The following is a 23,605-nucleotide window of genomic DNA, read 5'->3' on the forward strand; positions in this document are numbered from 1 at the left end:
CGGGGCGTCGAGCACGTGGGGCCGAGGCGGCCCCTGGTGGCGAAGCGGTCGTCAGCCGCCGGCACGCACCAGGGCCACGAACCGGGCGTGCACGCGGGGGTCCCCACCGACCTCGGGGTGGAACGAGGTGGCCAGCAGACTCCCCTGGCGTACGGCCACGACGTGCTCGGACCCGTCGGGGCGCGGCACCGTGGCCAGCACCTCCACCTCGGGCCCCGATGCGACCACCTCCGGGGCGCGGATGAACACCGCCCGGAAGGCCGGCTCCGCCAGCCAGGGGGTGTCGAGGTCGGCCTCGAACGAGTCGGTCTGGCGGCCGAAGGCGTTGCGGCGCACGGTGATGTCCAGCCCGCCGAAGGTCTGCTGGTCGTCCGGGGCGTCGACCAGCCGGTCGGCGAGCATGATCATCCCCGCGCAGCTGCCGTACGCCGGCAGCCCCGACCGGAGAGCGGCCACGAGCGGTTCACGCAGCTCGAACGCGCGGGACAGCTTGTCGATCGTGGTCGACTCCCCACCGGGGATCACCAGACCGTCGAGACCGACCAGCTCGGACGGTCGCCGTACGGGTCGGGCGATCGCTCCGGCGGTCTCCAGGGCAGCGGCGTGCTCGCGGACATCACCTTGCAGGGCGAGGATCCCGATGATCACCAGCCGCGCTCGGCCAACCGGTGCGGCTCGGGGATCTCCTCGACGTTGATGCCCACCATGGCCTCGCCCAACCCGCGGGACACCTTGGCGATGACGTCGGGGTCGTCGAAGAACGTGGTCGCCTTGACGATCGCCGCCGCGCGCTGCTCCGGGTTGCCGGACTTGAAGATGCCCGATCCCACGAAGACGCCCTCGGCGCCGAGCTGCATCATCATCGCCGCGTCGGCCGGGGTCGCGATGCCACCGGCGGTGAACAGCACCACCGGCAGCTTCCCGCCCTCGGCGACCTCCTTGACCAGGTCGTACGGCGCCTGCAGCTCCTTGGCGGCGACGTAGAGCTCGTCGGTCGGGAGCGACGTGAGCCGCCGGATCTGGTCGCGGATCTGGCGCATGTGGGTGGTGGCGTTGGAGACGTCTCCGGTGCCGGCCTCGCCCTTGGAGCGGATCATGGCCGCGCCCTCGGAGATCCGGCGGAGGGCCTCACCCAGGTTGGTGGCGCCGCAGACGAACGGGACCGTGAAGGCCCACTTGTCGATGTGGTGGGCGTAGTCGGCCGGCGTCAGCACCTCGGACTCGTCCACGTAGTCGACGCCGAGCGACTGCAGCACCTGCGCCTCGACGAAGTGCCCGATCCGTGCCTTGGCCATCACCGGGATGGACACCGCGGCGATGATGCCATCGATCATGTCCGGGTCACTCATCCGGGAGACCCCGCCCTGGGCTCTGATGTCGGCCGGCACCCGCTCGAGCGCCATCACGGCGACGGCGCCGGCATCCTCCGCGATCTTCGCCTGCTCGGCGGTGACCACGTCCATGATCACGCCGCCCTTGAGCATCTCCGCCATCCCGCGCTTGACCCGCGCGGTCCCCGTCTGCTGTTCAGTCATCCCTCATCGCCTCTCGATCCTCCGGCCGGAATCTACTCCCGTTTCGACCGACAACCGGCCGGGACCGTGTGATGTGATCGCGGCATGACGACGCCGTACGGGTCCGGGCTCAGCATCCAGGACCGTTTCCTCGCCGAGGTCCCGTGCTTCGGATGCGGCCCGAACAACCTGAAGGGTCTCCGGCTCAAGAGCTTCGAGACCGGCGACGGCACCGTCCGGGCGGAGTTCCAGCCCTGGCCGGAGCACGACAACGGTCTCGGCTACCTCAACGGCGGCATCATCGCCACCCTGCTGGACTGTCACAGCGCGGCCGTGGTGGTGCTCGCCTCGACCGCGCGCGGACTGGTACCCGACGGCACCCTGGCGTACGTCACCGCCGGCATCGACGTCAGCTACCGGCGTCCCTCCCCCCTGGTCGAGCCGGCCGAGCTGGTCGCCCGGGTGGTGTCAGCCGACGACGACGAGATCCGGGTGGACGCCGAGCTGTGGTGGCAGGACAAGCTGCGCGCCACGGCCCGCTCCTCCTGGAAGCGCTGGCGACCCCGCCCCCCGGCCCTCACCGCCCCGCGCCACGGCAGCTGAGGCGAGGCGTCCGCCCACTGGTGAGCTCGGGCTGCTTCGTGGGCGCCGGTGAAGCAGCCCGACGTCACCAGTGGCGGTTCGTCCCTGCAGCAGAACCGGCGGTCACGCGCCAGACTGGCCCCGTGAGCACCCCTGTGGCCGTCAGCCGATCCGGCAGCGCGCGGGCGGCCGGCCACGCCGCCGTGATCGAGGCCCTCCGGCGGGAGGGACCCACCACCCGAACCGAGCTCGAGCGGATGACCGGGCTGGGACGGAAGATCATCTCCGAACGCGTGCAGGAGCTGCTGGACAAGTCCCTGGTCACCGAGGGGGAGCTGGCCCGGTCGACCGGTGGCCGGATGCCCCGCCGGATCGGGTTCCGGCCCGAGGTCGGTCTGGTCGGGGTCGTGGAGATGAACGTCCATCACGTGACCCTCGGTCTGACCGACCTGGGTGGGCAGGTGCTCGTCCTCCGTCAGATCGACGCCGAGGTCTCGGCCGGGCCTGCGGCGGCCGTCGAGCTGGTCGCCGACGGCATGATCGCGGTGCTGGAGGAGGTCGGCCACGCTCTCGACGAGCTGTGGGGCATCGGGGTGGGGGTCCTGGCCCCGGTCGACCGACGTCGGGGGAGCATCCTGCCCGGCCGCCTGTTCGCCCGGTCGGCCATGGCCGGCTGGGACGGCTACCCCGTGCGCGATCGCTTGCACGAGCTGCTCGGCCGGTCGGTCTGGGTCGACAACGAGGTGAACCTGATGGCCCTGGGCGAGGTGCGGTCCGGCCGCGCCCGCGGGTTCTCCGACGTCGTGTTCGCGAAGCTGGGGCCGTCCGTCGGCGGAGGTCTCGTCGTCGGCGGTCGCCTGCAGCACGGCAAGGCCGCCGCAGGCGAGATCGGCCACCTCGTCGTGCCGCACGACGAACCGCGGCCGTGCTGGTGCGGCGGGCGGGGTTGTCTGGACACCTTCGTCAACGACACCGTCCTGCTCGCCGAGGCGGGCGGTGTCCACGGCTCGGTGGCCGAGCTGTCCCGGTCGGCGACCGCCGGCGACCCCGGCGCCGTGGCGGTGCTGCGCCGCGCCGGCTCGCGGGTGGGTGCCGTGCTGGCCGACGTGGTGACCCTGCTGGACCCCTCGCTGCTGCTGGTCGGCGGCACGCTGGTCGACGACGACGAGATCGTCCTGAGCGCCATCAAGGCCGCGATCGCCGACGAGGGCATCTCGGTGGCCGCCGAGGGTCTGCTGGTGGAGCACTCGCACCTCAGTGACCGCGCCGGGCTGGTCGGCGCCGCGGCGATGGTGGTCGACGAGCTGTTCTCTCCAGCTGTGCTCGGGGTCTGGCTGGATGACGGACGACCGGTGGGTCGGCTCGACGCCCTGGTCCGCACACGATGACGCAGGTCACAGTCGACCGTTGACTTCTGCGCGAAACGCGCGGTAGTTTCCTGGTGTCGCGGGTTTCGCACCACAGACGAATCTCGCTCGAGCACCTTCCCCGGGTGCCACTCAGCCCCTTCCCGCCCGTAGCCCTTCGTCGATCACGAAGGCCTTCCTGGCGTGCCCAGACGTGATCATGCACTCAGAGGAGAGTTCGTGACCTATCCCCCCTTCCCCGACCCGGTCGACGAGCACACCTGCCGACCCGGTGACCCCGGCGAACCGGCACTCACCCGACGCAACCTGCTCGCCCTGGCTGCCGCCGTCTCGGCCACCGGCGTCGTGGGCGCCTCGTTCGGCGGCGATGCGGCCGTGGCCCGGCCACGGGGCACCCGAGCACGTCCCCTCACGCTCGAACGCCTGGTGCCGGGCTTCCTTCCCATCGTCGAGGACGGCTACGGGAACCCCATCGGTGACGGCTGGGGCGGCCGGGTGAATCCGTGGGGTGCCTACACCGCCCACCGGATCTCGATCACGCCGTCCGGGCTGCGCACCTGGCGGATCGACAACCTGCTGACCGGGGCTCCTCGCGCCGACGGCAGTGTCAGCTCGCAGGACTCCACCTGCTGGTTGTTCGAAGGCGATGAGCGTGCGCTGCTGGTCGACACGGCCCAGAACACGCCGGAGACGATGGGCGTCAACGACCTGGCGTCGGTGTGCCGGCACCTGCTCGGTCACCGCGACAACGGCACGGTCAAGAAGGACCCGGTCGACTTCGACGTCGCCATCAGCCACTCCCACGGTGATCACACCGGCAAGGTCCCGCAGATGACCGGCCGCACGGTCTACTACCCGGACCTGGACTGGCCGACGGCGACCCCGCCCGCCAACTGGGTGCCGGTCCGCGAGGACGGCGGACCCACCACCCACGGCAACGGCAGCACGGTGAAGAAGATCGACCTGGGTGGTCGGATGATCACGATCGTCGCCCTGTACGGCCACACCCCCGGCTCCACCGGTTACCTGGACGCCGAGAACGCCATGATCGCCACCGGCGACGCTCTCGGCTCCGCGTTCGTCTGGGCCCAGTTCGCGTCGGCGACCACGAGCACGTACCTGCCCATGCTCCGCCGTCTGGAGCGGAAGCTGTCGCCGTTGCGCGGCATCGTGCTGCTCCCGGCGCACTACCTGCAGCTCAGCAAGTACGGTCGCGGCAAGCCGCCGCTGAACGGGCGGATCGGGGATCTTCGTTACGTGCAGGACATGGCCAGGGCCGCCGAGGGTGCTCTGGACGGATCGATCGCGGCCGAGCCCTACCACCACGTCGGTCGGGAGGCCGTCTGGATCGGCGGTGGGTCGGCCCGGTTGGTCTACTCGCTCACCAACCTGTATCCGGGCGGTCCTACCGGCGGCCGCGGCGTGCGGCGGAACTACCACCGGGTCGAGATCCCGGCCCGCTACGCACTGGAGCCCACCTCCGACGCCCCGTACGCCTATCTGCAGAACATCAGGACCGACCTGACCATGATCAGGGACTACGCCACCAGGTCGCTGTTCCTGATGCGGGGCAGCAGCCGGGCACTGCTGATCGGCAGCGGTGCGGGCACCCCCGGACTGGCCGACTTCGTCCGCCGGCTGCTGCGCGGCACCGGGCTGGAGCTCGACCTGCTGCTGACCAGTGACGACGCCGACCAGGTCGGCGGGCTGAAGCAGTTCGCCGGTCACCGGATCCACGTGTCGGCAGGGTCCTCGCTGAGTGGTCGCCGCTACCGGGACCTCGTCCGGGTCGGTGCCGGCGACCGGATCGACCTGGGTCGCGACACCGCACGGCGGCGCGTCCGGCTCGAGGTGCACCCGCTGACCGGTCACGCCACCGAGGGTCTGACGGTGCTCGATCCGGTCTCGCGCGTGCTGTACGCCGGGGACGCCCTGGGCACCCAGGGTCCGGCCGGCCTGGTCCTGTCGTCCTCGCTGGCCGCCTTCGGGACGGCGCTGGCGTCGTGGCGCTCGGCCACTGACGGTCGCTACGACACGCTGTACACCGCCCACAACCACCAGTGGTTCACCCGGCCCGGCTACGTCGACTCACTGGCCACCGCCACCGCCGCCGGTCTGGCCGACGACAGGGCCTTCGTGGCCTCGTCACTGCCCGGCTACCGGGCCCTGACCGCCGGCACCGCCGACGTCACCGCCTGGATCCACGTCCCCGTCGGCCGCTGACCCGGCCGATCGTCCGGTCCGACCCCAGCTCCACCCCGTACGACACCGACCACTTGGTCGGCGTCGCTCACCCCACCCCAAGGAGTTCTGCATGTCCTCTGGCACGCCCTCGCGGCCCCGCCTGCGCCGGTGGCTACCGACCATGGTGGCCGCCGCCGCCCTCGTCGGCGGCTCGGCCCTGGTCCCGGCCACCCCGGCCGCGGCCGACGACGCCGCCCCGCTCGGCCCGACCGTCTCCAAGACCGGTCTCCCCCCGACCGGTTACGAGGTCACCATCCGGTACAAGAACGACGGCGCCAGCCGGGTGCAGATCGCCCCGGAGATGACGTTCTCCGACCCGGCCCTGATCACCAGCGGAACCGCGGCCGAGACCAAGCCCGGCAGCCAGTGGGAGCCCGGCGACGTGCCCGGCATCAAGCTCTCCGGCGAGGGGGCCGGCTGGACCGTGTACGAGATGACCAAGGACGCCGACGGCATCTGGACCTACCGCTCGCCGCTGCCGTCGGGCACCTTCAACTACGCCTTCGTCGTGAACTGCGCCTCCGATGCCGGCACCGGCTGCCCCCGGATCCCCGATCCCGCCAACCCGGTCTGGAACCCCGACGACGTGGGTGGACCCAACCGTCAGGTCTACGTCCCCAGCGACCGCAGCTACGGCACGCTGGACAAGTACGTCGAGGCGCCGGTCTCCGACGCCGCTGACCGGGGCACGTTCCAGCACTACAGCTACCCGTCGACCAGCACCGCCGGGACCCAGGGTCTCAGTGTCTACACACCCCCGGGCTACAACAAGAACCGGTCCACCCCCTACCCCACCATCTACCTCAGCCACGGCGCCGGTGGCGACGAGTACGACTGGAGCAACTCCGGGGTGGCCGGCAACATCCTCGACAACGCGATCGCCGAGGGCCGGATGCAGCCGTCGGTCGTGGTCATGACCAACTTCAACGGCATCCCCGGCGGTACCGCCGGCTACGCCACCGAGATCACCACCAAGGTCATCCCGTACGTGCAGAAGAACCTCAACGTCTCCAAGCGGGCGTCCGACCGTGCGTTCGCCGGGCTCTCCGCCGGCGGCGGCCGGGCCAACTACCTGCTGTTCAACACCACCGACCAGTTCGCCTACTACGGCTTGTGGAGTGCCGCCGCCGGCACCTACGTCGCACCGACCGAGGCTCAGCTGGCGGCGATGAAGAAGGTCGAGGTCGTCCACATCGGCACCGGCCTGCAGGACTGGCTGGCCAACATCAACCTGTCCTCGCTGCAGCGGGAGGCGGGCCTGAAGGCCGCCGGGGTGAACGTCGTGGCCTTCAACCAGCCGGGCATCCACAGCTGGGACATCTGGCGGATGGAGCTGAACGACTTCCTGCGTCGGGTGGCGTTCAAGGCGACCACGACGAACCTGACCGTCGCGCAGAAGAACAACGGCAAGGTCAAGATCACCGCGAAGGTGGCCGCCGATGCCAAGACGTCGACCGTCAGCCCGACCGGCCGCGTCGAGTTCCTGGTCGACGGCAGGGTCGTCGGCGCCCCCCAGGAGCTGACCGGCAAGAGCGTCAGCATCACCGTGACCGCTCAGCCCGGGCAGCAGGTCACCGTCAGGTACTCCGGCAACGCCTTGTTCAACGGGAGCAGCCGCACGGTCACCGTCGACTGATCATGATCGGGTGATCAGCAGCAGCCGATCGAGATCGGCCGATCACCCTGCCGCACGATGCGTTGCCCGTCCGCCCTCCGGCGGCCGGGCAACGCTGCGTCCGGACGGTGCTCACACCGACGAGGATCAGCTCGCGTGTCGCCGAGCCCGCTGCTCGATCGGGTCCGGGATCGGGACGGCGGTCAACAGCGCCCGCGTGTACGGGTGGGTCGGACGCCCGAGGACCCGGTCGGTCGGGCCGGACTCGACGGCACGCCCGTCCTGCAGCACCAGCACCCGGTCGCTGACGCTGTCGACGACGGCGAGATCGTGGCTGATGAACACGCAGGCGAAGCCGAGCTCGGCCCGCAGCCGGGCGAACTCGGCCAGGACGGCAGCCTGGACCGAGACGTCCAGGGCGCTGGTCGGCTCGTCGGCGATCAGCAGGTCCGGCCGCAGTGCCAGGGCCCGGGCCAGGGCGACCCGCTGACGCTGCCCGCCGGAGAGCTCGTGCGGCCGCCGTTCGGCGTAGCGGCTGGGAAGGGAGACGCTCTGCAACAGGGTGGCGACCCGCTGGCGCAGCAGCCGACCCGAGGCCTCGCGGTGCACCTGCAGCGGCTCGGCGACGCTCTCCCCCACACTGAGCAGCGGGTCCAGGGTGCTGGCCGGATCCTGCGGCACCACCCCGATCCGGCGCCGGAGCCGGCGCAGCTCCGCGCGACCGGCCGCACTGATGTCGGAGCCGGCGACCTCGATCCGGCCGCTGGTCGGCCGCAGCAGACCGAGGGCCGCCCGACCCAGGGTCGACTTGCCCGATCCGGACTCCCCGACGACGCCGAGCACCTCGCCGGGTGCCACCTCGACGGTGAGCGCGTGCAGCGCCCGGAAGCCGGGCCGGCCGAACCGGCCCGGGTAGTCGACGACGGCGTCCACGAACGACAGCGCCGGAGTCGATGTCGGCGACGCGGAGGCGACGACGGCTCGCTCGGCGCCGAGGTCGATCTCGATCCCCGGCGCGTCCCGGGCCACGACCCGCAGCCGCGGGACCGAGCCGAGCAGCTCCCGGGTGTAGTCGGTGAACGGAGCGCTGAACAACGCGACCACCTCCCCCCGCTCGACCATCCGGCCGTTCCGCATCACCAGCACGCGGTCGGCGAGGTCGGCGACCACGCCCATGTTGTGGGTGATCAGCAGCACCGCCATGCCCAGCCGCTCCCGCAGCTCGCCGAGCAGGGCCAGGATCTCGGCCTGCACGCTGACGTCGAGCGCGGTGGTGGGTTCGTCGGCGATCAGCAGCACCGGGTCGTTCGCGAGCGCCAGAGCGATCACCACCCGCTGCTTCTGGCCGCCGGACAGCTGGTGCGGATAGGCGTCGACCCGCACCTCGGGCTCGGGGATCCCCACCAGCGCCAACAGCTCGATCGCACGACGACGAGCCCCGCCGGGGCGGATCCGCTGGTGTGCCCGCAGCGACTCGGCGAGCTGCCAGCCCACGGTCTTGACCGGGTTCAGCGCCGTCTGCGGCTCCTGGAACACCATCGCCGCCAACCGGCCGCGCACGCCGGCCCAGGCGTCCACCCCGGCCGGTCCGTCGAGCAGGTTCGGCTCCCGGTCCGCCGGTCGCCGGGCCGGGTCGGAGGTCAGCTGGACCGAGCCCCGCGCGGTGGCCGTCCCGGTCAGCAGACCCAGCACCGCCTGGGCGGTCACGGTCTTGCCGGAGCCGGATTCCCCCACCAGGGCGAGGATCTCGCCGCGGTCGACCGAGAACGACACCGTGTCGACCGCGGTGGTCGAGCCGAAGCGCACGCCCAGCTCGCTCACCCGGAGCACGGCGTCGGGCCGTACCGGTCGGGGCCCGGGCACCTCGGTCGGCGCGGTCGGCTCGGCGTGGCCGTCCAGGTCCGGGTCCAGGTCAGTCATAGATCCTCACTCCTTCGGCCCACACCCGGGCCCGTTCGGCCGGCGCGTCCGCCGACAGCGGCCCCGGGCGGTAGTGGATGGCGTGCAGCACCCCGCTGAACGGGTGGCTGCCCGCGCGGCGACGGACCTCCCAGTCGACCGGTCCACCCCGGTCGGCGCCGACGCTGATGCCGGTGAACGGCGCCATGCCGACCAACTGGGGCAGATCGGTCAGGGTGGATGCGGCCCGCCCGTCGGTCAGCAGCACGTCGAGCCGGAACCGTGGCCGCACCTGCAGCTGGACCAGCAGCTCGGACTCCCCCAGCGCCAGTCCGATCGGCGGCGTGCGGTGCATCACCCCGTAGGCGTTGACCCCGAACCAGGCCACGGGTTCACCTCGGTCGTCGGTGTCGACGGCCAGCAGGTAGCCGCCGCCCTGGTCGCCGTGCGCGACCAGCACCCCGGCGTCTCCGGCGGCCAGCCGGAACGAGGCGGTGATCGCGACGTCGCGGTGCTGGACCAGCTGCGCCGATCGCCAGCGCTCCACCGTGCCGCCGAACGGCCGCAGGGTGACCGGGTCACCGAACCGGGCGTCGTCCGGGCGACGTCGCCCGGACGCCGGCCCGTGGTCGTCCAACGGGAACACCCGGTTCGCCCAGGCCGCCCTCTCCCACGCCGCGGCCAGCTCGGCCACCACCTCCGGGCGGACAGGGGCCAGGTCCGTGGTCTCGGTCGGATCGCCGCTCAGGTCGTAGAGCTGCCACTCGGCGTCGTCGAACGCGGTGCCGGGTCGGTGGCGGGTCACGATCTTCCAGTGCCCGCTCTGGTACGCCCGCTGACCGGCGGTCTCGGTGTACTGATCCCCGTGGACCGACGCCGCCCCCGGGTCCCGCAGCAGGCCTGCGGCACTCACCCCGTCCAGCGCGGGGGCGACCCGACCGTGCCGGTGGTCGGGCGGTGCGATCCCGAGCAGGTCGAGCAGGGTGGGGGTCAGGTCCGTGACGTGCAGGTACTGCCGGCGGAGACCGTCGTCCCCCGCCCCGAGCAGCGCACCCGCCGGCCAGTGCACGATCAGCGGTGCCCGGATGCCACCGGCGAAGGTGTGGGCCTTGTAGAGCCGGAACGGGGTGTTGGACGCCTGGCCCCAGCCGCGGGGGTAGTGCACGGTCGTCTGCGGGCCCCCGATCAGCTCGAGATCGCGGTCGACGTCCCGGTCCCAGTCGTCCGGCAACCCGGCCACGTGGGCGAACTGGCTGTAGTAGCTGCGGGTGCCCTCGGCCCCTCCTTCGGCCGTGGCGCCGTTGTCGGAGGTGAACACGATGATGGTGTTGTCCAGCTCGCCCAGGCGTTCCAGGTGCTCGATCAGCCGCCCGGTGCTGGCGTCCACCGCCTGCACGGCCGCGGCGTAGACCTCCATGTAGCGGGCGAAGCGTCGCTGTTGATCATGGTCGAGGCTGTCCCAGGGCGGGACGTCCAGACCGGGCTCGTGGTTGGCCGGCGGCAGCACCGTGTCGTCACCGAACAGACCCAGGTCGATCTGGCGTCGGAACCGCTCCGAGCGGATGTGGTCCCAGCCGGCGTCGTAGACCCCGGCGTAGTCGGCGATGTCGGACTCCTTGGCCTGCACGGGTCCGTGCACCGCCGCGTGCGCGAGGTAGAGCAGGAAGGGCTTGACCGGGTCGGACGCCCGCAGCGTGGTGATCATGTCCAGCGCCCGCTCGGTCAGGTCGTCGGTCAGGTAGTAGCCGTCCGGGTGCTCCTGGACGGGATAGGGCGAGTTGTCCCACACCAGGCGGTGCGGGGCGTGCAGGGAGGTGAAGCCTTCCAGGCTGCCGAAGTAGCGGTCGAAACCCCGCTGGCACGGCCAGGACCCCTTGTCGGCGCCGTCGTGCTGCAGCCGGTCGCCGGCCAGGTGCCACTTGCCGAGCGCGAAGGTCGCGTAGCCGTGGTCGCGCAGCGTCTCGGCCACCGTGGGGGCGTTGTCCGGCAGGGTGAAGGCGTACGCGGGGTAGCCGGGGTCGGCGTTCGCCGGGTAGGCGAAGCCGGCCTTGTGCGGGTTCAGACCGGTGAGCAGGGCCGCTCGACTCGGCGAGCACAGCGGCGTGGTGTGGTAGTCGGTGAAGCTCACCCCGTCCCGCGCCAGCCGGTCCAGGTGCGGGGTGGCGATCTCGCTGCCGTACGGCCCGATGTCGGCGAAGCCGAGGTCGTCGACCAGGATCACCACGACGTTCGGGCTGCCCACGGCGGCGGTGGGTTCCTCCGGCCAGGCCGGCTCCGACTCCGAGATCGTCCGGCCGATGCGGCCCGGGAAGCCGGCGTACGGGTCGTCGCGGTCCTCCGGCGCGCTCATCGGGCCACCCGCCGCGCGGCCCCGAGGCCCTGGGCGATCAGCTGCAGGGCCAGAACCAAGATCACCACCACGACCAGCGGACCGAGCACGAAGCCGACGTTGCTGTCCACGTAGTCGATGCCGTCGGCGATCAGGGAGCCCAACGAGGGCTGGGGCGGTCGCACGCCGATGCCCAGGAAGCTCATGGCGGACTCGACGAACACGGCCAGCGAGAGCGAGAGGGCCAGCTGCACCCCGAGCGGCTCGGCGGCGTTGGGCAGGATGTGGCGACGCAGCACCCACGGCCGGCCGGCGCCGATGGCCTCGGCGGTCTCCACGTACGGCAGCGCGCGCACCCTGAGGATGGAGCTGCGCAGCAGCCGCGCGAAGATCGGGGTCTCCAGCACCGCGATGACGATGATCACGGTGAGCGATCCCGGTCCGATCACCGCGGTCAGCCCGATCGCGAAGATCAGGGTCGGAAACGCCAGCACCACGTCGAACGCCCGTTGCAGGATCACGTCGACGACACCCACCACGGTGCCCAGCAGAGCGGCCAGGGTGCCGAGCACCGCGCCGATCGGCACGGCGACGAAGACGATCACCAGGTCGGTGCGGATCCCGTGGAGCGTGCGGGAGAACACGTCCCGGTTGACGTGGTCGGTGCCGAACAGGTGGTCGGCACTCGGCCGCAGCAGGTTGGCGCCGGCGATCTGCTCGTTCGGCGGGTAGGGCGCCAACCACGGCGCCAGGGCCGCGAGCGCCACCAGGAGACCGAGCAGGACCAGACCCACCAGCCCGCGCCCGTGCAGCAGGCGCTGCCGGGAACCGCGGCGACCCGGGTCACCGGCGACGGGCAGCGGCACGGTGGTCACCGGGTCGACGACCGCCACCGGCTCGCGTACGTCCAAGGTCATGTCAGTCCTCCGATGCGGACCCGCGGGTCGAGGTAGGCGTGCACCAGGTCGGTGCCCAGCTGGATGACCACGAACACCGCCACCGAGAGCAGCAGCAGGACCTGCACCACCGGGTAGTCGCGTCGGTCGATCGCCTGCGCGGCCAGCTGACCCAGACCCGGCCAGCTGAACACGGCCTCGACCAGGACGGCCCCACCCAGCAGGGAACCCGCCTGCAGGCCCAGCGCGGTCAGGTAGGTCGGCAGGGCGGCCGGGAGGGCGTGCGCGACCAGGAGCCGGCGCGGTTGCACCCCGGCGGCCCGTGCCGTCGTCACGTACGGCGCCGCCAGCTCGGTCCGCAGGCTCTCGGCCAGGAAGCGGGTGAGCCCCGCCGACGCCGGCAGGGCGAGGCAGACCGCCGGCAGGATCAGGTACTGGACGGCGATGTCCGGGTCGGCCAGGAAACCCTTCGGGGGCACCCCGCCGGTCGGCAGGATCGGCAGCAGCAGCCCGAACACCAGCACCAGGATGACGCCGGTGACGAAGGTGGGGAGCGCCAGGGCGATGGTGTTGAACCCGGTCAGCGCCGCGTCCAGGGCCCGGGACGGCACCCCCACCCAGAGCAGCGCGGTGATCACGCTGCTCGCGATGGCGAGCAGCAGGGCGGCGCCGGTGAGCCACAGCGTGTTGCCCAGACCGGCGGTGACCAGGTCGGCGATCTGGCCGCCGATCAGGTAGGAGCGACCGAGGTCGAAGGTCAGCACGTGACCGAGCCAGGTGACGTACTGGCTCAGCAGGGGCTGGTCCAGGCCCAGGTCGGCCCGGATCGCCGCCACCGTGTCCGGGGAGGCGTCCGGGCCGGCCAGGGTGCTGGCCGGATCACCCGGCACCACCCGGATGATCGCGAAGATCAACACCGACGCGGCGAACAGCACCGCCACGGCCGAGGGCAGCCGGCGCAGCAGATAGCGGACCATGATCAGGCCGTGGTCAGGTAGGCGTCGGTCAGCAGCAGCTCCGAGCGTTTGGTGTAGCCGGCACCCTGCAGGGCCGACGACGACGCCCACTGCTCCCAGTAGATGGCGATCTCCGCCAGGAAGACCTCGTCCAGCAGCTGCTCCGACACCGTCCGGTAGGCCGCCACCGCCTCGGCCGAAGCGCCGTCCGGGATCTCCCAGGCGGCGTCGGCCGCCGCGACGTAGTCCCGGGACTCGAAGCGGGAGGCGTTCTTGTGGGCGTTGAACGGGTACGCGCTCACGGTCAGCGTGGACGGGGTGTACTGCGCCCAGGAGTGGATGGCGATCCACAGGCCCTTGAACTGCGCCCCGATCAGCTGCTTCACGAACTGGGCCCCGTCGACCGGGTCGAGCTCGACGGTGATGCCGATGTCGGCCAGGTTGGACTGGACGATGGCGGCCAGAGCCTCCTGCAGCGGACCGGTCTGGTAGGTCAGGGGCAGCGTCGGGATCGTGCCCACCTCGGCGAGCAGCGTCTTGGCCTTGGTCACGTCGCGGGCGTAGGTGGCGTTGGCGGCCTCGTCGAAGGCGGCCGAGTACCTCGGCCACGGGAGACTCGCGGTGTAGCCGGCTCCACGCACCACGTCGGACACCACCCGGTCCTTGTCCACCGCGTAGGCGATGGCCTGCCGCACCCGGACGTCGTCCAACGGCTTGGCCGTCACGTTGGAGCCGACGTAGAGCTGCTTCTCCGCGCCCTCGAGCCGGATCTTGGTGAAGTCGTCGCCCTTGGTCAGGTTCTCCACGTCCAGACTGCTCAGTCCGTTGGCGAACTGGACCTGCCCGGACTTCAGCGCGGCGAGCAGGGCCTTCGGGTCGGGGATGATCGTGACGTCGACGGCGTCGGCGTACGGTCGCTCGGGCACCCAGTACCGCTCGTTGCGGGTGAAGCCGATCGAGGTGTTGGGCTTCCAGCCGCTGACCTGGAACGGACCGGTGCCGATGAACTTCGCTCCGGTCCGCAGCTCGTCGATCGACTCGGAGTCCAGGATCGGCACCGTGTCCAGCAGGTCGAACACGTTGCCCAGCGGATGCTCGAAGCCGAGCGTGATCGTGTGTGCCTCGCCGGTGTCGAAGGAGGTGATCGCCGCCGCGGTGCTGCGCAGCTGCGCGGTCCACAGGGGGTCGGCGTAGGTCTTGATCGAGAACTCCACGTCCTTGGACGTGAACGGACGGCCGGAGTGGAAGGTGACGTCGTCGCGGAGGTCCAGCGTGAGCGATCGGCCGTCCTCGGCCAGCCGCCAGGCGGTGGCCAGGGCCGGGGTCGGCTCCACCTTGTCGTTGGGGTACCTGATCAAGAAGTCGTAGGCGAGCCCGATGATCACCGTGATGCCGGTGTTGGAGTTGGTCAGGAAGTTGCCCGGGATGACGTCCTGGGCGATGCCCGCCTTGATCGTGCCACCCCGTTGCGGTGTGCCGGCGGCGCCGGAGGCGTTGGCTTGGCTGACGGCCGACTCGCAGCCGGCGGCACCGAACAACGAGGCGCCGACGCCGAGGGCGGTGAGGCCCTGGAGCACCGAGCGCCGGCTGAGCGTGCCGGGAGTCAGGGGGCGGGTGGGGGTCGACATGGATCGGCCTTTCGGAATCCGGGCAGGCTGCCGCCCGGGGTCAGGGGGTGAGGGTGCTGGCAGTGAGCGGGCAGCGCCGGCGTTGGCGGCGGGCCACGGGGTCTCCCCCGCGGCCCGCCAGGTACGAGAGGCTCAGGTCAGCGACGAGAACGCCGAGGCGTCGCCCTTGCGCGGGGTGGAGGCGACCCCGTCCACACTCACCGGGACGTCGCCGGCCAGCGTGATGCGGTGCAGGACCCGCTTCTGGTTCCCGTAGTCGTCGACGCCGTAGTGCTCCGTCGCCCGGTTGTCCCAGATGGCCAGGTCGCCCGGGCTCCAGCTCCAGCGCACCGTGTTCTCCAGCCGCGTCACGTGCCGTTGGATGAGGTTGAAGACGTCGGTCGAGTCGTGGGTGTTGAGCCCCACGATCCGCTTGATGAAGTGGCCGGCCAGGATGGCCCGCTCGCCGGTCTCCGGGTGCACGCGGACCAGCGGGTGCTCGGTCTCGAACACCTGGGAGGCGAACTCGTCGCGGTACGCCTGCTCCGCCACGTCGATGCCACCGATCCGCTTCTCGTCCCGCTCGGCCACGTAGTCGTACAGGTTGGTGTGCACGGCCCACAGCCGGTCGACCAGCGCCTTGAGCGCCACCGGCAGCCGGTCGTAGGCGGTCACGGTGTTCGCCCACGCGGTGGTGCCGCCGTAGGCCGGCAGCTCGATCGCCCGGAGGACGCTGATGGCGGGGACGCGGTCCACGAAGGTGACGTCGGTGTGCCAGCTGTTGGCCTTGCCGTGGTCGGAGTTGATCGGCAGCACGCCGTGCTCGTTGCCGCGCACCGTCGGGTGCGGCAACGTCGGCTCGCCGAGCAGACCGGCGAACTCGTACTGGGCGGTGTCGTCGAGGTGATCTTGTCCGGAGAAGAAGATCACCTTGTGCTGGAGCAGCGCGCGGCGGATCTCGGCGACGGTCTCGGCGTCGAGATCGCCACCGAGCCGGACGCCTCCGATGCGGGCGCCGATCGACTCGGCGACCTTCTGCACGGTGATCCGGGAGTAGTCGTCGGCGGCGAGGTCGAGGTCACCGATGCTGAAGGTGGCGCGGTCCTGGGTGATGGTCATGGGGGGTCCTTTCGCAGAGATCAACAGTGGTCTGGGGTCGAGTGCGGTCGAGCGGACAGAGTCCGGCCCGGTGTGCGAAACAGAGGGGTGGCGCTGCCCTCGGGCGGCGCGGAGCAGGACTCGGGCTGTCGGTCGCTCAGCGGCGACGACAGCAGGGCTGCCCGCCCGACCGACACATTCGGTCGGCGATTTCCCTGGTATCCATGGCTACACACTAGGGAATATCGAGAACAGCGTTCAAGGCGGTCTCACCTGACAAGACAGTTGTTCGTCAGTCGAGACGACCAGCGGTTTCGTAGGATCACCACCGTGAAGATGCCACCCGCCGAGATCGCGCTCTCGGTCGAGCAGCTGGCGTCGTTGGTACGGGCGCAGCACCCGGATCTGGCGGCCGCGCCGCTCCGGCAGGTCGCCCACGGCTGGGACAACGTGATCTTCCGGCTCGGCGAGGACCTCGCCGTCCGGCTGCCGAGGCGAGCCGCTGCCGTGGACCTGATCGACCACGAGCAACGGTGGCTGTCAGAGCTGGCTCTCCGGCTGCCCGCACCCATCCCGGTCCCCGTCCGCCACGGGGTGCCGAGCGAGCTCTTCCCGTGGCCGTGGTCGATCACACCCTGGTACGCCGGTCGCCCGCTGCCCCTGGTGTCGCCCGGTGATCGCCGCCCGTACGCCCGACCGCTCGGGATCTTCCTGGCGCGGCTGCACACCCCCGCCCCGGCGGAGGCACCACGGAACCCGGTCCGCGGCATCCCCCTGGGCCTGCGCACCGAGGCGTTCTTCCGTCACCTGAGCGCCGTCCCGGTCGAGCGGCGCCCGCCGGTGGAGCGCCTGTGGCGGCGTCTGGTGGCGACCTCGGTCTTCTCGGGACCGCCGCTGTGGCTGCACGGGGACCCTCATCCGGGCAACGTGCTGGTGGAGGCGGGACGGCTCACCGCGGTGATCGACTTCGGCGACCTGACGGCCGGCGACCCTGCCACCGACCTCGCGCTGGGCTGGATGGCCTTCGACGCCGAGGCCCGCCGCGAGCTCCGGACCGCGTACGCCGGCGAGCACGTCCTGGACGACGACACCTGGACCCGGGCCCGCGGCTGGGCGCTGGCGTTGGCCGTGGCCCTGATCGCCAACAGCGACGACGAACCGGTGCTGGCCGCGGTCGGGCACCACGCCCTCACCGAGGTCCTCGGCGAGGAGGATCGGACCTAGGTGCCCGAGACGACCTGGACGTGGTCGCGCCAGCTGTGCTGCGGCTCGTAGCCCAGCAGCCGCCGTGCCTTGGCGATCGACAGCAGGGTGTCGTGCGGCCCGACCTCCCCTCGCAGCTCCACGTCCGGGAAGCACTCGGCCAGCAGCTCGGCGTTGGGACGCTCCATGACGGTGTCGGCGTTGGCGATCACGAAGATCTCGCAGCCGGCCACCGCCGACTCCAGTGCCAGCCGCACGGCCTGGGCCCCGTCCCGCGCGTCGATGTAGCCCCAGAGGTTCCACTTGCGCAGGGCGGCATCGGCCTGGAAGTCGGGGAACCGGGCGTAGTCCTGCGGGTCCATGACGTTGGAGAACCGGAGCCCGATCATGCTCAACGAGGGGTCGCGCCGGCACAGCTGGGCGGCCATCGTCTCCTCCATCGTCTTGACCAGGGAGTACGTCGACTCCGGCCGCGGCGGGTAGTCCTCGTCGACCGGGACGTAGGGCGGCGGGGTGTCGAACGGCAGCCCGAGCACGGTCTCGCTGGAGGCCCAGACGATCTTCTTCAGCCCGGCCCGGCGCGCCGCGCTGACGACGTTCCAGGTCGCGTTCATGTTGTTCGCGAAGGTGGCGTGGTCACCCACGATGCCCGGAGCGGGGACGGCGGCGAGGTGCACCACCGCGTCCACCCGCTGATAGCGCTCCTCCACCCCCAGCAGCGCGTCCAGCACCTGGCCGTAGTCGGTCAGGTCCACCGGGACGTAGGTGGCTCCGGCGGCCGCGGGGGCCCGGTCGAAGACCACCACCTCGTAGCCGTGCTCCAGCAGATCGGTCACGCACGCGCGGCCCAGCTTGCCCGCTCCCCCGGTCACCACCACAGTCGTCATGAGGTGATCCTCCCCCACCGGTGAGCAGCGGGACGACGACACCGCGCGCGTGGTCCCGGTCAGCGCCCCAGCGACGCGTCGTCCCCCACCAGATCCGCCTTGACGTCCAGGTCGGGATCGGTGCCCCGCCGACGGGCCACCGCCCGCATGCCGTGGTAGACGGCCAGGGCGCCGAAGGAGCCCACCCCGATGGCCCCGAGGGTGAAGTCGCCGAGCACGAGCGTGAACCCGCCGATGCCGAGGATCAGCCCGAGGCCCGCGGTCAGCAGGTTGGTGGGAGAGGAGAAGTTCACCCGGTTCTGCACCCAGATGCGGGCACCCAGCACCCCGATCATCCCGTAGAGCACCACCCCGGCACCGCCCAGCACGCCGGGCGGGATGGACGCCGCCAGGGCGCCGAACTTCGGGCACAGTCCGAGCAGCACGGCGAACGCGGCCGCCACCCAGTAGGCCAGCGTGCTGTACACCCGGCTCGCCGCCATCACCCCGATGTTCTCCGCGTACGTCGTCGTCGCCGTCCCACCACCCGAGCCCGCCAGGGTGGTGGCCACTCCGTCGGCGAACAGAGCCCGCCCGAGGTAGCGGTCGAGGTTCGTGCCGGTCATGGCGGCGACGGTCTTGACGTGGCCGACGTTCTCGGCCACCAGGACCAGCACCACCGGCAGGAAGAGTCCCCAGGCCGCCGAGGTGACCTGGGGCCCGTGGAAGGTCGGCAGCCCGATCCACGGAGCCGAGCCGACCCCGGACAGGTCGACCGACCCGTTGATCGCGGCGACCACGTAGCCGACCGCCACCCCCAGCACGATGCCGAGCCGGCCGACCAGGCCGCGGAACAGCACCGTGATCAGCAGGATCGCGACGATCGTGATGACGGCCTCGGTCGGTCCGGACTCCACGTTGGACCGGGCCGCGGTGGCGAGGTTGAAGCCGATCAGGGCGACGATGGTGCCCGTCACCACCGGAGGCATGACCAGCGGGATCCACCCCGCCCCGGCCACGTGCACCACGGCACCGACGACGGCCAGCGCGACGCCGGTGATCACGATCCCACCCAGGGCGAGGGAGATCGCGGGTCCGTCCAGGGCGGTCTGGCCCTGGGCGAGCGGCGCGATCGCCGCCACCGGGGCGAGCAGGGCGAAGCTGCTGCCCAGGTAGCTCGGCACCCGGTTGCCGGTGACCAGCAGGAAGACCATGGTGCCGATGCCGGAGAACAGCAGCGCGGTCGAGGTGGGAAAGCCCATGATCACCGGCACGATGAACGTCGCGCCGAACATGGCCACGACATGCTGCAGGCCGATGCCGACCGTGACCGGCCAGGCCAGTCTCTCGTCCGGGGCCACCACCGTGCCGGGGCTGATGCTGCGGCCGTCGCCGTGCAGCTTCCAGGTGAACACGTCCTTGATCGCCATGACCGTCTCTCTCCGCGCCGGGGGTGATCACCGCGTCAGCGGGTCACGGACTCCTGTATAGCGGCGCCACCGCCCCTGGCCGCCCCGACAGGCCGGTCGACACCGTCGACGGCCAGGGCCCGGGAGTCAGGGCAGGTGGGAGGTCGGGGGCTCAGCCCAGTCGCTCGTGCACGTAGCACCAGCGCCAGGTCTCGCCGGCCTCGAAGCTGCGCATCACCGGGTGGCCGGTCTGCTGGAAGTGCCGGGTGGCGTGCCGACCGACCGAGGAGTCGCAGCACCCCACGTTGCCGCAGGTCAGGCACATCCGCAGGTGGACCGGTCGGGTGCCCTCGCGGGCGCAGTCCTCACAGCGGTCCGAGGTCGGTGCGGCGTCGGCCGGGGCGTCCTCCAGGTCACGACACGGGCCTTCTTCCACTCTGGGCACCTCCACCGGACCTCCCTCGTCGGGGAACTCGGCCCGCTCGCTGACCAGCGTGAGCATCGACTCCTCCACGTCGAGGGTACCGAGGACCTCTTCGATCACGGCGTGGTCGATGGTGCCGGTCGACCGGACGCGGAGCACCTCGGAGCGCTCGGTGGCGATGGTCGCCAGCCGCAGTCGGCGGTACTCCTCCGCCGGCGTCTGGGAGTCGGTGGTGCCGAGTCGTTCCCACAGCGCCTCGGGGCGGGCGGAGACCCGCTCCCGAACCCGCTGGATCACGTCCGGGTCGTCGTCCGGCCCGGTGATCGTGTCGAGCTGGGTCAGGGCGGCGTTGCTGGCCGTCTGCAGCACCGTGGCCGCCTGCAGAGCGTCGGACCGCGGGTCCGGGCCCCGCAGGCCCAGGCGTCGGACCAGGATCGGCAGCGTCAGCCCCTGCAGCAGCAGGGTGCCCGCCACCACCACCATGGCCCCGAAGACCAGGACGTCGCGGTCGGCGACATCGACCGGGATCAACAGCGCCGTGGCCAGGGTGACCACCCCGCGCAGACCCGACCACCCGAGCACGATCGAGTACGACCACGGCGAGGGCTCGCGACCCCGGCCCAGCAGGGCCGCTCGGCCGAGCAGCACCCAGACCATCCGGAGCAGCATCACCCCGAACAGGACGGCCAGGCAGAACACGGCGATCCGGCCGGCCGGCAGGTCGCTGGTGCCCATGTTGCGGATGATCTGGCGGGCCTGCAGCCCGATCAGCAGGAAGACCGCGTTCTCCAGCAGGAACTGGACCGTGCTCCAGTTGACGCGCTCGCTGAGCCGGGACAGGCCGCTCTGCACCACCGGCGACTTGTGCCCCAGGATCAGACCGGCCACCACGGTCGCGATCACCCCGGAGCCGTGGAAGTCGGAGAAGATGATCTCCTCGGCCGGCAGGTAGGCCGCCCACGGCACCATGAAGGAGATGGCGGTGTCGAAGACGGGCTGGGTGATCCGCTTGCGCACGGCGGTGGCCAGCGCCGCCACGACGAGACCGACCAGCGCTCCCCCGAACGCGGCCACGGCGAAGCCGGCCGCGACCTCGACGGCCGTGACGCTGCTGGCGATGGCCACCAGACCCACCCGGACGCAGGTGATGGCGGTCGCGTCGTTGAGCAGCGACTCGCCCTCGAGGATCGTGACCAGCTGCCGCGGCATGCCGACCCGGCGGGCGATGGTGGTGGCCGCGACCGCGTCCGGCGGGGCGACGACGGCCCCGAAGGCGAAGGCCAGCGCGAACGGCACCGGCAGGATCAACCAGGTGATCAACCCGATGGCCAGCGCGGTGACCAGCACCAGCGACACCGACAGGTAGCCGATCGGCCGCCAGTTGGCTCGGAAGTCCATCACCGAGCTGCGGATGGCGGCGGCGTAGAGCAGCGGCGGCAGGAAGCCCAGCAGCACGATGTCGGGGCTCAGCACGGGCTCGTGGATGAACGGCACGAACGAGGCTCCGATGCCGACCAGCATCAGCAGCAGCGGCGCCGAGAAGCGGATCCGCTCGGCCAGTGCCGTCACGGCGACCACCGCGGCGGCGATGGCGAGGATGCTCAGGGCGATGTGCACGGGGGCAATGGTGCCACCCGGTCACACCTAGAGCGGATCCCTGCGCGGGGTTCCCACCACCTGCGGATCCAGGCCGGTGGCCTCGGGCGGGGCACTCCGCCAGGTGCCGAGGATCGAGCCGACGATGATGAGCGGGAAGCCCAGCAGCAGCCCGGTGGTGATCGGCTCGTCCAGCACCAGCGCGCCGAGTCCGATGGCGACGGCCGGGTTCACGTACGTGATGAGGGTCATCCGGGCCGGACCGGCCTCGGCGATCAGGGCGAACATGACCAGGAACGCCACCGCCGTGCAGATCACCGCGAGGACCACCACCGAGCCGATCGCCGCCGGACTCACCGTCGCCGGCCGCAGCACGACGGCGAACGGGGCGTAGACCACGGCGGCGATGAGCAGCGACGCGGTGATCACCCCGAGGGGCGGCAGGTCGGCGAGCTGCCGGCTGATGATGATCGGCCCGATCGCGTACCCGATCACCACCCCGAGGATCTGCAGGATGGCCACGAGGTCGTCGGCGTGCACGTCGAGCCCGACGAGCAGGGCCACCCCGCCCAGACCGATCAGCAGGCCGGCGACCCGGCGGGGCCCGAGCCGGTCCTGACCGGTCACGGTCACGATCACTGCGGCCACGATCGGCACCATCGCGATGAGCAACCCGGTGGTGGAGCTGGACAGCCGCGTCTCGGCATGACCCAGCAGCACCCAGGGCCCGACGATCTCGAGCACGGTGTAGATCAGCAGCCATCGCCAGTGGGCCCGGAGCGGCACCAGCGCCTTGGAGCGCAGCGCGAAGGGCAGCAGGAGCAGCGCCCCGAGTGCCGTCCGACCGAACGCCACCACCACCGGGTCGAGCTCGGTGACCGCGATCCGGATGAACAGGTAGGGGATGCCCCAACAGAGGCTCAACGTCACGAAGAGCAGCCAGCCGCGTCGGGTCACGGGCGGGACCCGGGGCCGTCGGGGGCCGCCAGCACCCGGACCGGGGCACCGGCCAGGAACGCCTCGACGTCCTCGACGGCCCCGCGGTAGAACAGTGCCATCCCGCCCCGGGTGACGTAGCCCAGGTGCGGGGTGGCCAGCACACGAGGGATCCCGACCAACGGGTCGTCGGCGGCGGGCGGCTCGACGTCGAAGACGTCGACAGCGGCCCCGCCGGGCCGGCCGGCGGCCAGGGCGTCACGGAGGGCCGCACCGTCCACGATCGGACCACGGGAGGTGTTGACCAGCAACGCGTCGGGCTTCATCGCCGCCAGCTCCTCCGCACCCAGCAGAGCGCGGGTGCCGTCGTTCAAGGGCACGTGGACGGTGAGCACGTCACTGCGGCTGAGCAGCTCCGAGAAGGTGACCGCCGCCGCGCCCGACGACGCGGCGCGCTCCGGGGTGAGGGTCCGGCTCCACGCGATCACGTCCATCCCGAAGGCGCGACCGACCTCGGCGACCCGGCTGCCGATCCGGCCCAGACCGAGCACACCGAGCGTGGCTCCGGCCACGTCACGGCCGATCGTGGACTGCCAGCCGCCGGAGCGCAGGGCGGCGACCTCGTCGACCAGGTGGCGGGAGTGCGCCAGGATCAGCGCCCAGGTCAGCTCGACGGTGGAGCTGGAGCTGGCGTCGGTGTGGCTGACCACGATCCCCCGCCGGGCTGCCGCCGCCAGGTCGATCACCGGGTTCCGTCGGCCGGTGGTGACGATCAGCCGCAGCCGGTCCAACCGGTCGATGACCGCGGCGGGAAACGGCGTCCGCTCGCGCATCAGGACCACTGCCCCGTACGGCTGCAGGCGCTCGACGAGCTGGTCGACGTCGTCGACGTGGTCGGTGTCGACGTCCACCCGGCCCTGCGCCTGCAGCGCGGACCAGTCCGCGAGCTGGAGGGCGGCGTCGGCGTAGTCGTCGAGCACGGCGATGTCCACCCGCTGCACTATGCCGCATCCCGGTGACAGTCGGCCCCGCCTCTCGGCCGGCGACTTCGGGCGACCACCCGC

Annotated in this window: 18 protein-coding genes; 5 read left to right on the forward strand and 13 right to left on the reverse strand. The window is 71.6% G+C overall.

Going from position 1 to position 23,605, the window contains the following annotated elements:
• Positions 1-51 precede the first annotated feature (51 nt).
• Both pdxT and pdxS read right to left on the reverse strand, forming a co-directional pair.
• Positions 52-651, reverse strand: a complete 600-nt coding sequence (pdxT, locus tag ABD714_RS06135; RefSeq protein ID WP_344811753.1) for a pyridoxal 5'-phosphate synthase glutaminase subunit PdxT — start codon at positions 649-651, stop codon at positions 52-54.
• Positions 645-1,535, reverse strand: a complete 891-nt coding sequence (gene pdxS, locus ABD714_RS06140; RefSeq protein WP_344811420.1) for a pyridoxal 5'-phosphate synthase lyase subunit PdxS — start codon at positions 1,533-1,535, stop codon at positions 645-647. The genes pdxT and pdxS overlap by 7 nt, the downstream gene beginning before the upstream one ends.
• 84 nt (positions 1,536-1,619) lie before the next feature.
• On the opposite strand from pdxS, the gene ABD714_RS06145 reads away from it, so the two are divergent.
• The 4 genes from ABD714_RS06145 (at position 1,620) to ABD714_RS06160 (ending at position 7,343) form a co-directional block, all read left to right on the forward strand.
• Positions 1,620-2,117 (forward strand): PaaI family thioesterase, encoded by a 498-nt coding sequence (locus ABD714_RS06145; protein WP_344811421.1) that lies wholly within the window; start codon positions 1,620-1,622, stop codon positions 2,115-2,117.
• 122 nt (positions 2,118-2,239) lie between these two features.
• Positions 2,240-3,484 (forward strand): ROK family protein, encoded by a 1,245-nt coding sequence (locus ABD714_RS06150; protein WP_344811422.1) that lies wholly within the window; start codon positions 2,240-2,242, stop codon positions 3,482-3,484.
• A gap of 198 nt (positions 3,485-3,682) precedes the next feature.
• Positions 3,683-5,686, forward strand: a complete 2,004-nt coding sequence (locus ABD714_RS06155) for an MBL fold metallo-hydrolase (RefSeq protein ID WP_344811423.1) — start codon at positions 3,683-3,685, stop codon at positions 5,684-5,686.
• Positions 5,687-5,777: 91 nt separating this feature from the next.
• A complete protein-coding gene (locus tag ABD714_RS06160) occupies positions 5,778-7,343 on the forward strand; it encodes an alpha/beta hydrolase-fold protein (protein ID WP_344811424.1) in 1,566 nt (521 codons plus the stop codon).
• Between the two features lie 126 nt (positions 7,344-7,469).
• On the opposite strand, the gene ABD714_RS06165 is transcribed toward ABD714_RS06160, so the two are convergent.
• From ABD714_RS06165 to ABD714_RS06190, 6 genes are all read right to left on the reverse strand, one after another.
• The gene (locus tag ABD714_RS06165; RefSeq protein WP_344811425.1) at positions 7,470-9,242 is read right to left on the reverse strand and encodes a dipeptide ABC transporter ATP-binding protein; all 1,773 of its coding nucleotides are present in this window, start codon (positions 9,240-9,242) and stop codon (positions 7,470-7,472) included.
• Positions 9,235-11,571, reverse strand: coding sequence for an arylsulfatase (locus ABD714_RS06170; protein ID WP_344811426.1), 2,337 nt, complete (start codon positions 11,569-11,571; stop codon positions 9,235-9,237). The genes ABD714_RS06165 and ABD714_RS06170 overlap by 8 nt, the downstream gene beginning before the upstream one ends.
• Positions 11,568-12,467 carry an ABC transporter permease gene (locus ABD714_RS06175; protein WP_344811427.1) on the reverse strand — a complete coding sequence of 300 codons (900 nt, stop codon included), beginning with the start codon at positions 12,465-12,467 and terminating at the stop codon, positions 11,568-11,570. The genes ABD714_RS06170 and ABD714_RS06175 overlap by 4 nt, the downstream gene beginning before the upstream one ends.
• Complete coding sequence (locus ABD714_RS06180; RefSeq protein WP_344811428.1) at positions 12,464-13,423, reverse strand: ABC transporter permease; 960 nt, start codon at positions 13,421-13,423, stop codon at positions 12,464-12,466. Before ABD714_RS06180 ends, ABD714_RS06175 begins: the two co-directional genes overlap by 4 nt.
• Positions 13,424-13,425: 2 nt before the next feature.
• On the reverse strand, positions 13,426-15,030 hold the full coding sequence (locus ABD714_RS06185; protein WP_344811429.1) for an ABC transporter substrate-binding protein: 1,605 nt from the start codon (positions 15,028-15,030) through the stop codon (positions 13,426-13,428).
• A gap of 132 nt (positions 15,031-15,162) precedes the next feature.
• Entirely contained in the window at positions 15,163-16,128 is a 966-nt protein-coding gene (locus ABD714_RS06190) for a TauD/TfdA dioxygenase family protein (protein ID WP_344811430.1), read from the reverse strand.
• Between the two features lie 315 nt (positions 16,129-16,443).
• Here ABD714_RS06190 and ABD714_RS06195 point away from each other — a divergent pair, with 315 nt between their 5' ends.
• Positions 16,444-17,331: an aminoglycoside phosphotransferase family protein gene (locus tag ABD714_RS06195; RefSeq protein ID WP_344811754.1), complete on the forward strand. Its 888-nt coding sequence runs from the start codon at positions 16,444-16,446 to the stop codon at positions 17,329-17,331.
• On the opposite strand, the gene ABD714_RS06200 is transcribed toward ABD714_RS06195, so the two are convergent.
• The 5 genes from ABD714_RS06200 to ABD714_RS06220 form a co-directional block, all read right to left on the reverse strand.
• Positions 17,328-18,197, reverse strand: coding sequence for an NAD-dependent epimerase/dehydratase family protein (locus tag ABD714_RS06200; protein WP_344811431.1), 870 nt, complete (start codon positions 18,195-18,197; stop codon positions 17,328-17,330). The genes ABD714_RS06195 and ABD714_RS06200 overlap by 4 nt on opposite strands.
• 59 nt (positions 18,198-18,256) lie before the next feature.
• Complete coding sequence (locus ABD714_RS06205) at positions 18,257-19,606, reverse strand: uracil-xanthine permease family protein (RefSeq protein WP_344811432.1); 1,350 nt, start codon at positions 19,604-19,606, stop codon at positions 18,257-18,259.
• 151 nt (positions 19,607-19,757) lie between these two features.
• A complete protein-coding gene (locus tag ABD714_RS06210) occupies positions 19,758-21,626 on the reverse strand; it encodes a Na+/H+ antiporter (protein WP_344811433.1) in 1,869 nt (622 codons plus the stop codon).
• 27 nt (positions 21,627-21,653) lie between these two features.
• Entirely contained in the window at positions 21,654-22,562 is a 909-nt protein-coding gene (locus tag ABD714_RS06215) for a DMT family transporter (protein WP_344811434.1), read from the reverse strand.
• Entirely contained in the window at positions 22,559-23,533 is a 975-nt protein-coding gene (locus tag ABD714_RS06220; protein ID WP_344811435.1) for a D-2-hydroxyacid dehydrogenase family protein, read from the reverse strand. The genes ABD714_RS06215 and ABD714_RS06220 overlap by 4 nt, the downstream gene beginning before the upstream one ends.
• Positions 23,534-23,605 lie beyond the last annotated feature (72 nt).

The organism is Microlunatus aurantiacus (assembly GCF_039536605.1).
Classification (GTDB): domain Bacteria; phylum Actinomycetota; class Actinomycetes; order Propionibacteriales; family Propionibacteriaceae; genus Microlunatus; species Microlunatus aurantiacus.

What these genes read in the sequence shown, in the direction of transcription:
- ABD714_RS06200 (WP_344811431.1), bottom strand. Translation starts at nt 18,197, where the DNA reads ATGACGACTGTGGTGGTGACCGGGGGAGCGGGCAAGCTGGGCCGCGCG.
- pdxS (WP_344811420.1), bottom strand. Translation starts at nt 1,535, where the DNA reads ATGACTGAACAGCAGACGGGGACCGCGCGGGTCAAGCGCGGGATGGCG.
- ABD714_RS06175 (WP_344811427.1), bottom strand. Translation starts at nt 12,467, where the DNA reads ATGACCTTGGACGTACGCGAGCCGGTGGCGGTCGTCGACCCGGTGACC.
- ABD714_RS06145 (WP_344811421.1), top strand. Translation starts at nt 1,620, where the DNA reads ATGACGACGCCGTACGGGTCCGGGCTCAGCATCCAGGACCGTTTCCTC.
- ABD714_RS06190 (WP_344811430.1), bottom strand. Translation starts at nt 16,128, where the DNA reads ATGACCATCACCCAGGACCGCGCCACCTTCAGCATCGGTGACCTCGAC.
- ABD714_RS06205 (WP_344811432.1), bottom strand. Translation starts at nt 19,606, where the DNA reads ATGGCGATCAAGGACGTGTTCACCTGGAAGCTGCACGGCGACGGCCGC.
- ABD714_RS06160 (WP_344811424.1), top strand. Translation starts at nt 5,778, where the DNA reads ATGTCCTCTGGCACGCCCTCGCGGCCCCGCCTGCGCCGGTGGCTACCG.
- ABD714_RS06170 (WP_344811426.1), bottom strand. Translation starts at nt 11,571, where the DNA reads ATGAGCGCGCCGGAGGACCGCGACGACCCGTACGCCGGCTTCCCGGGC.
- ABD714_RS06165 (WP_344811425.1), bottom strand. Translation starts at nt 9,242, where the DNA reads ATGACTGACCTGGACCCGGACCTGGACGGCCACGCCGAGCCGACCGCG.
- ABD714_RS06185 (WP_344811429.1), bottom strand. Translation starts at nt 15,030, where the DNA reads ATGTCGACCCCCACCCGCCCCCTGACTCCCGGCACGCTCAGCCGGCGC.
- ABD714_RS06180 (WP_344811428.1), bottom strand. Translation starts at nt 13,423, where the DNA reads ATGGTCCGCTATCTGCTGCGCCGGCTGCCCTCGGCCGTGGCGGTGCTG.
- ABD714_RS06195 (WP_344811754.1), top strand. Translation starts at nt 16,444, where the DNA reads ATGCCACCCGCCGAGATCGCGCTCTCGGTCGAGCAGCTGGCGTCGTTG.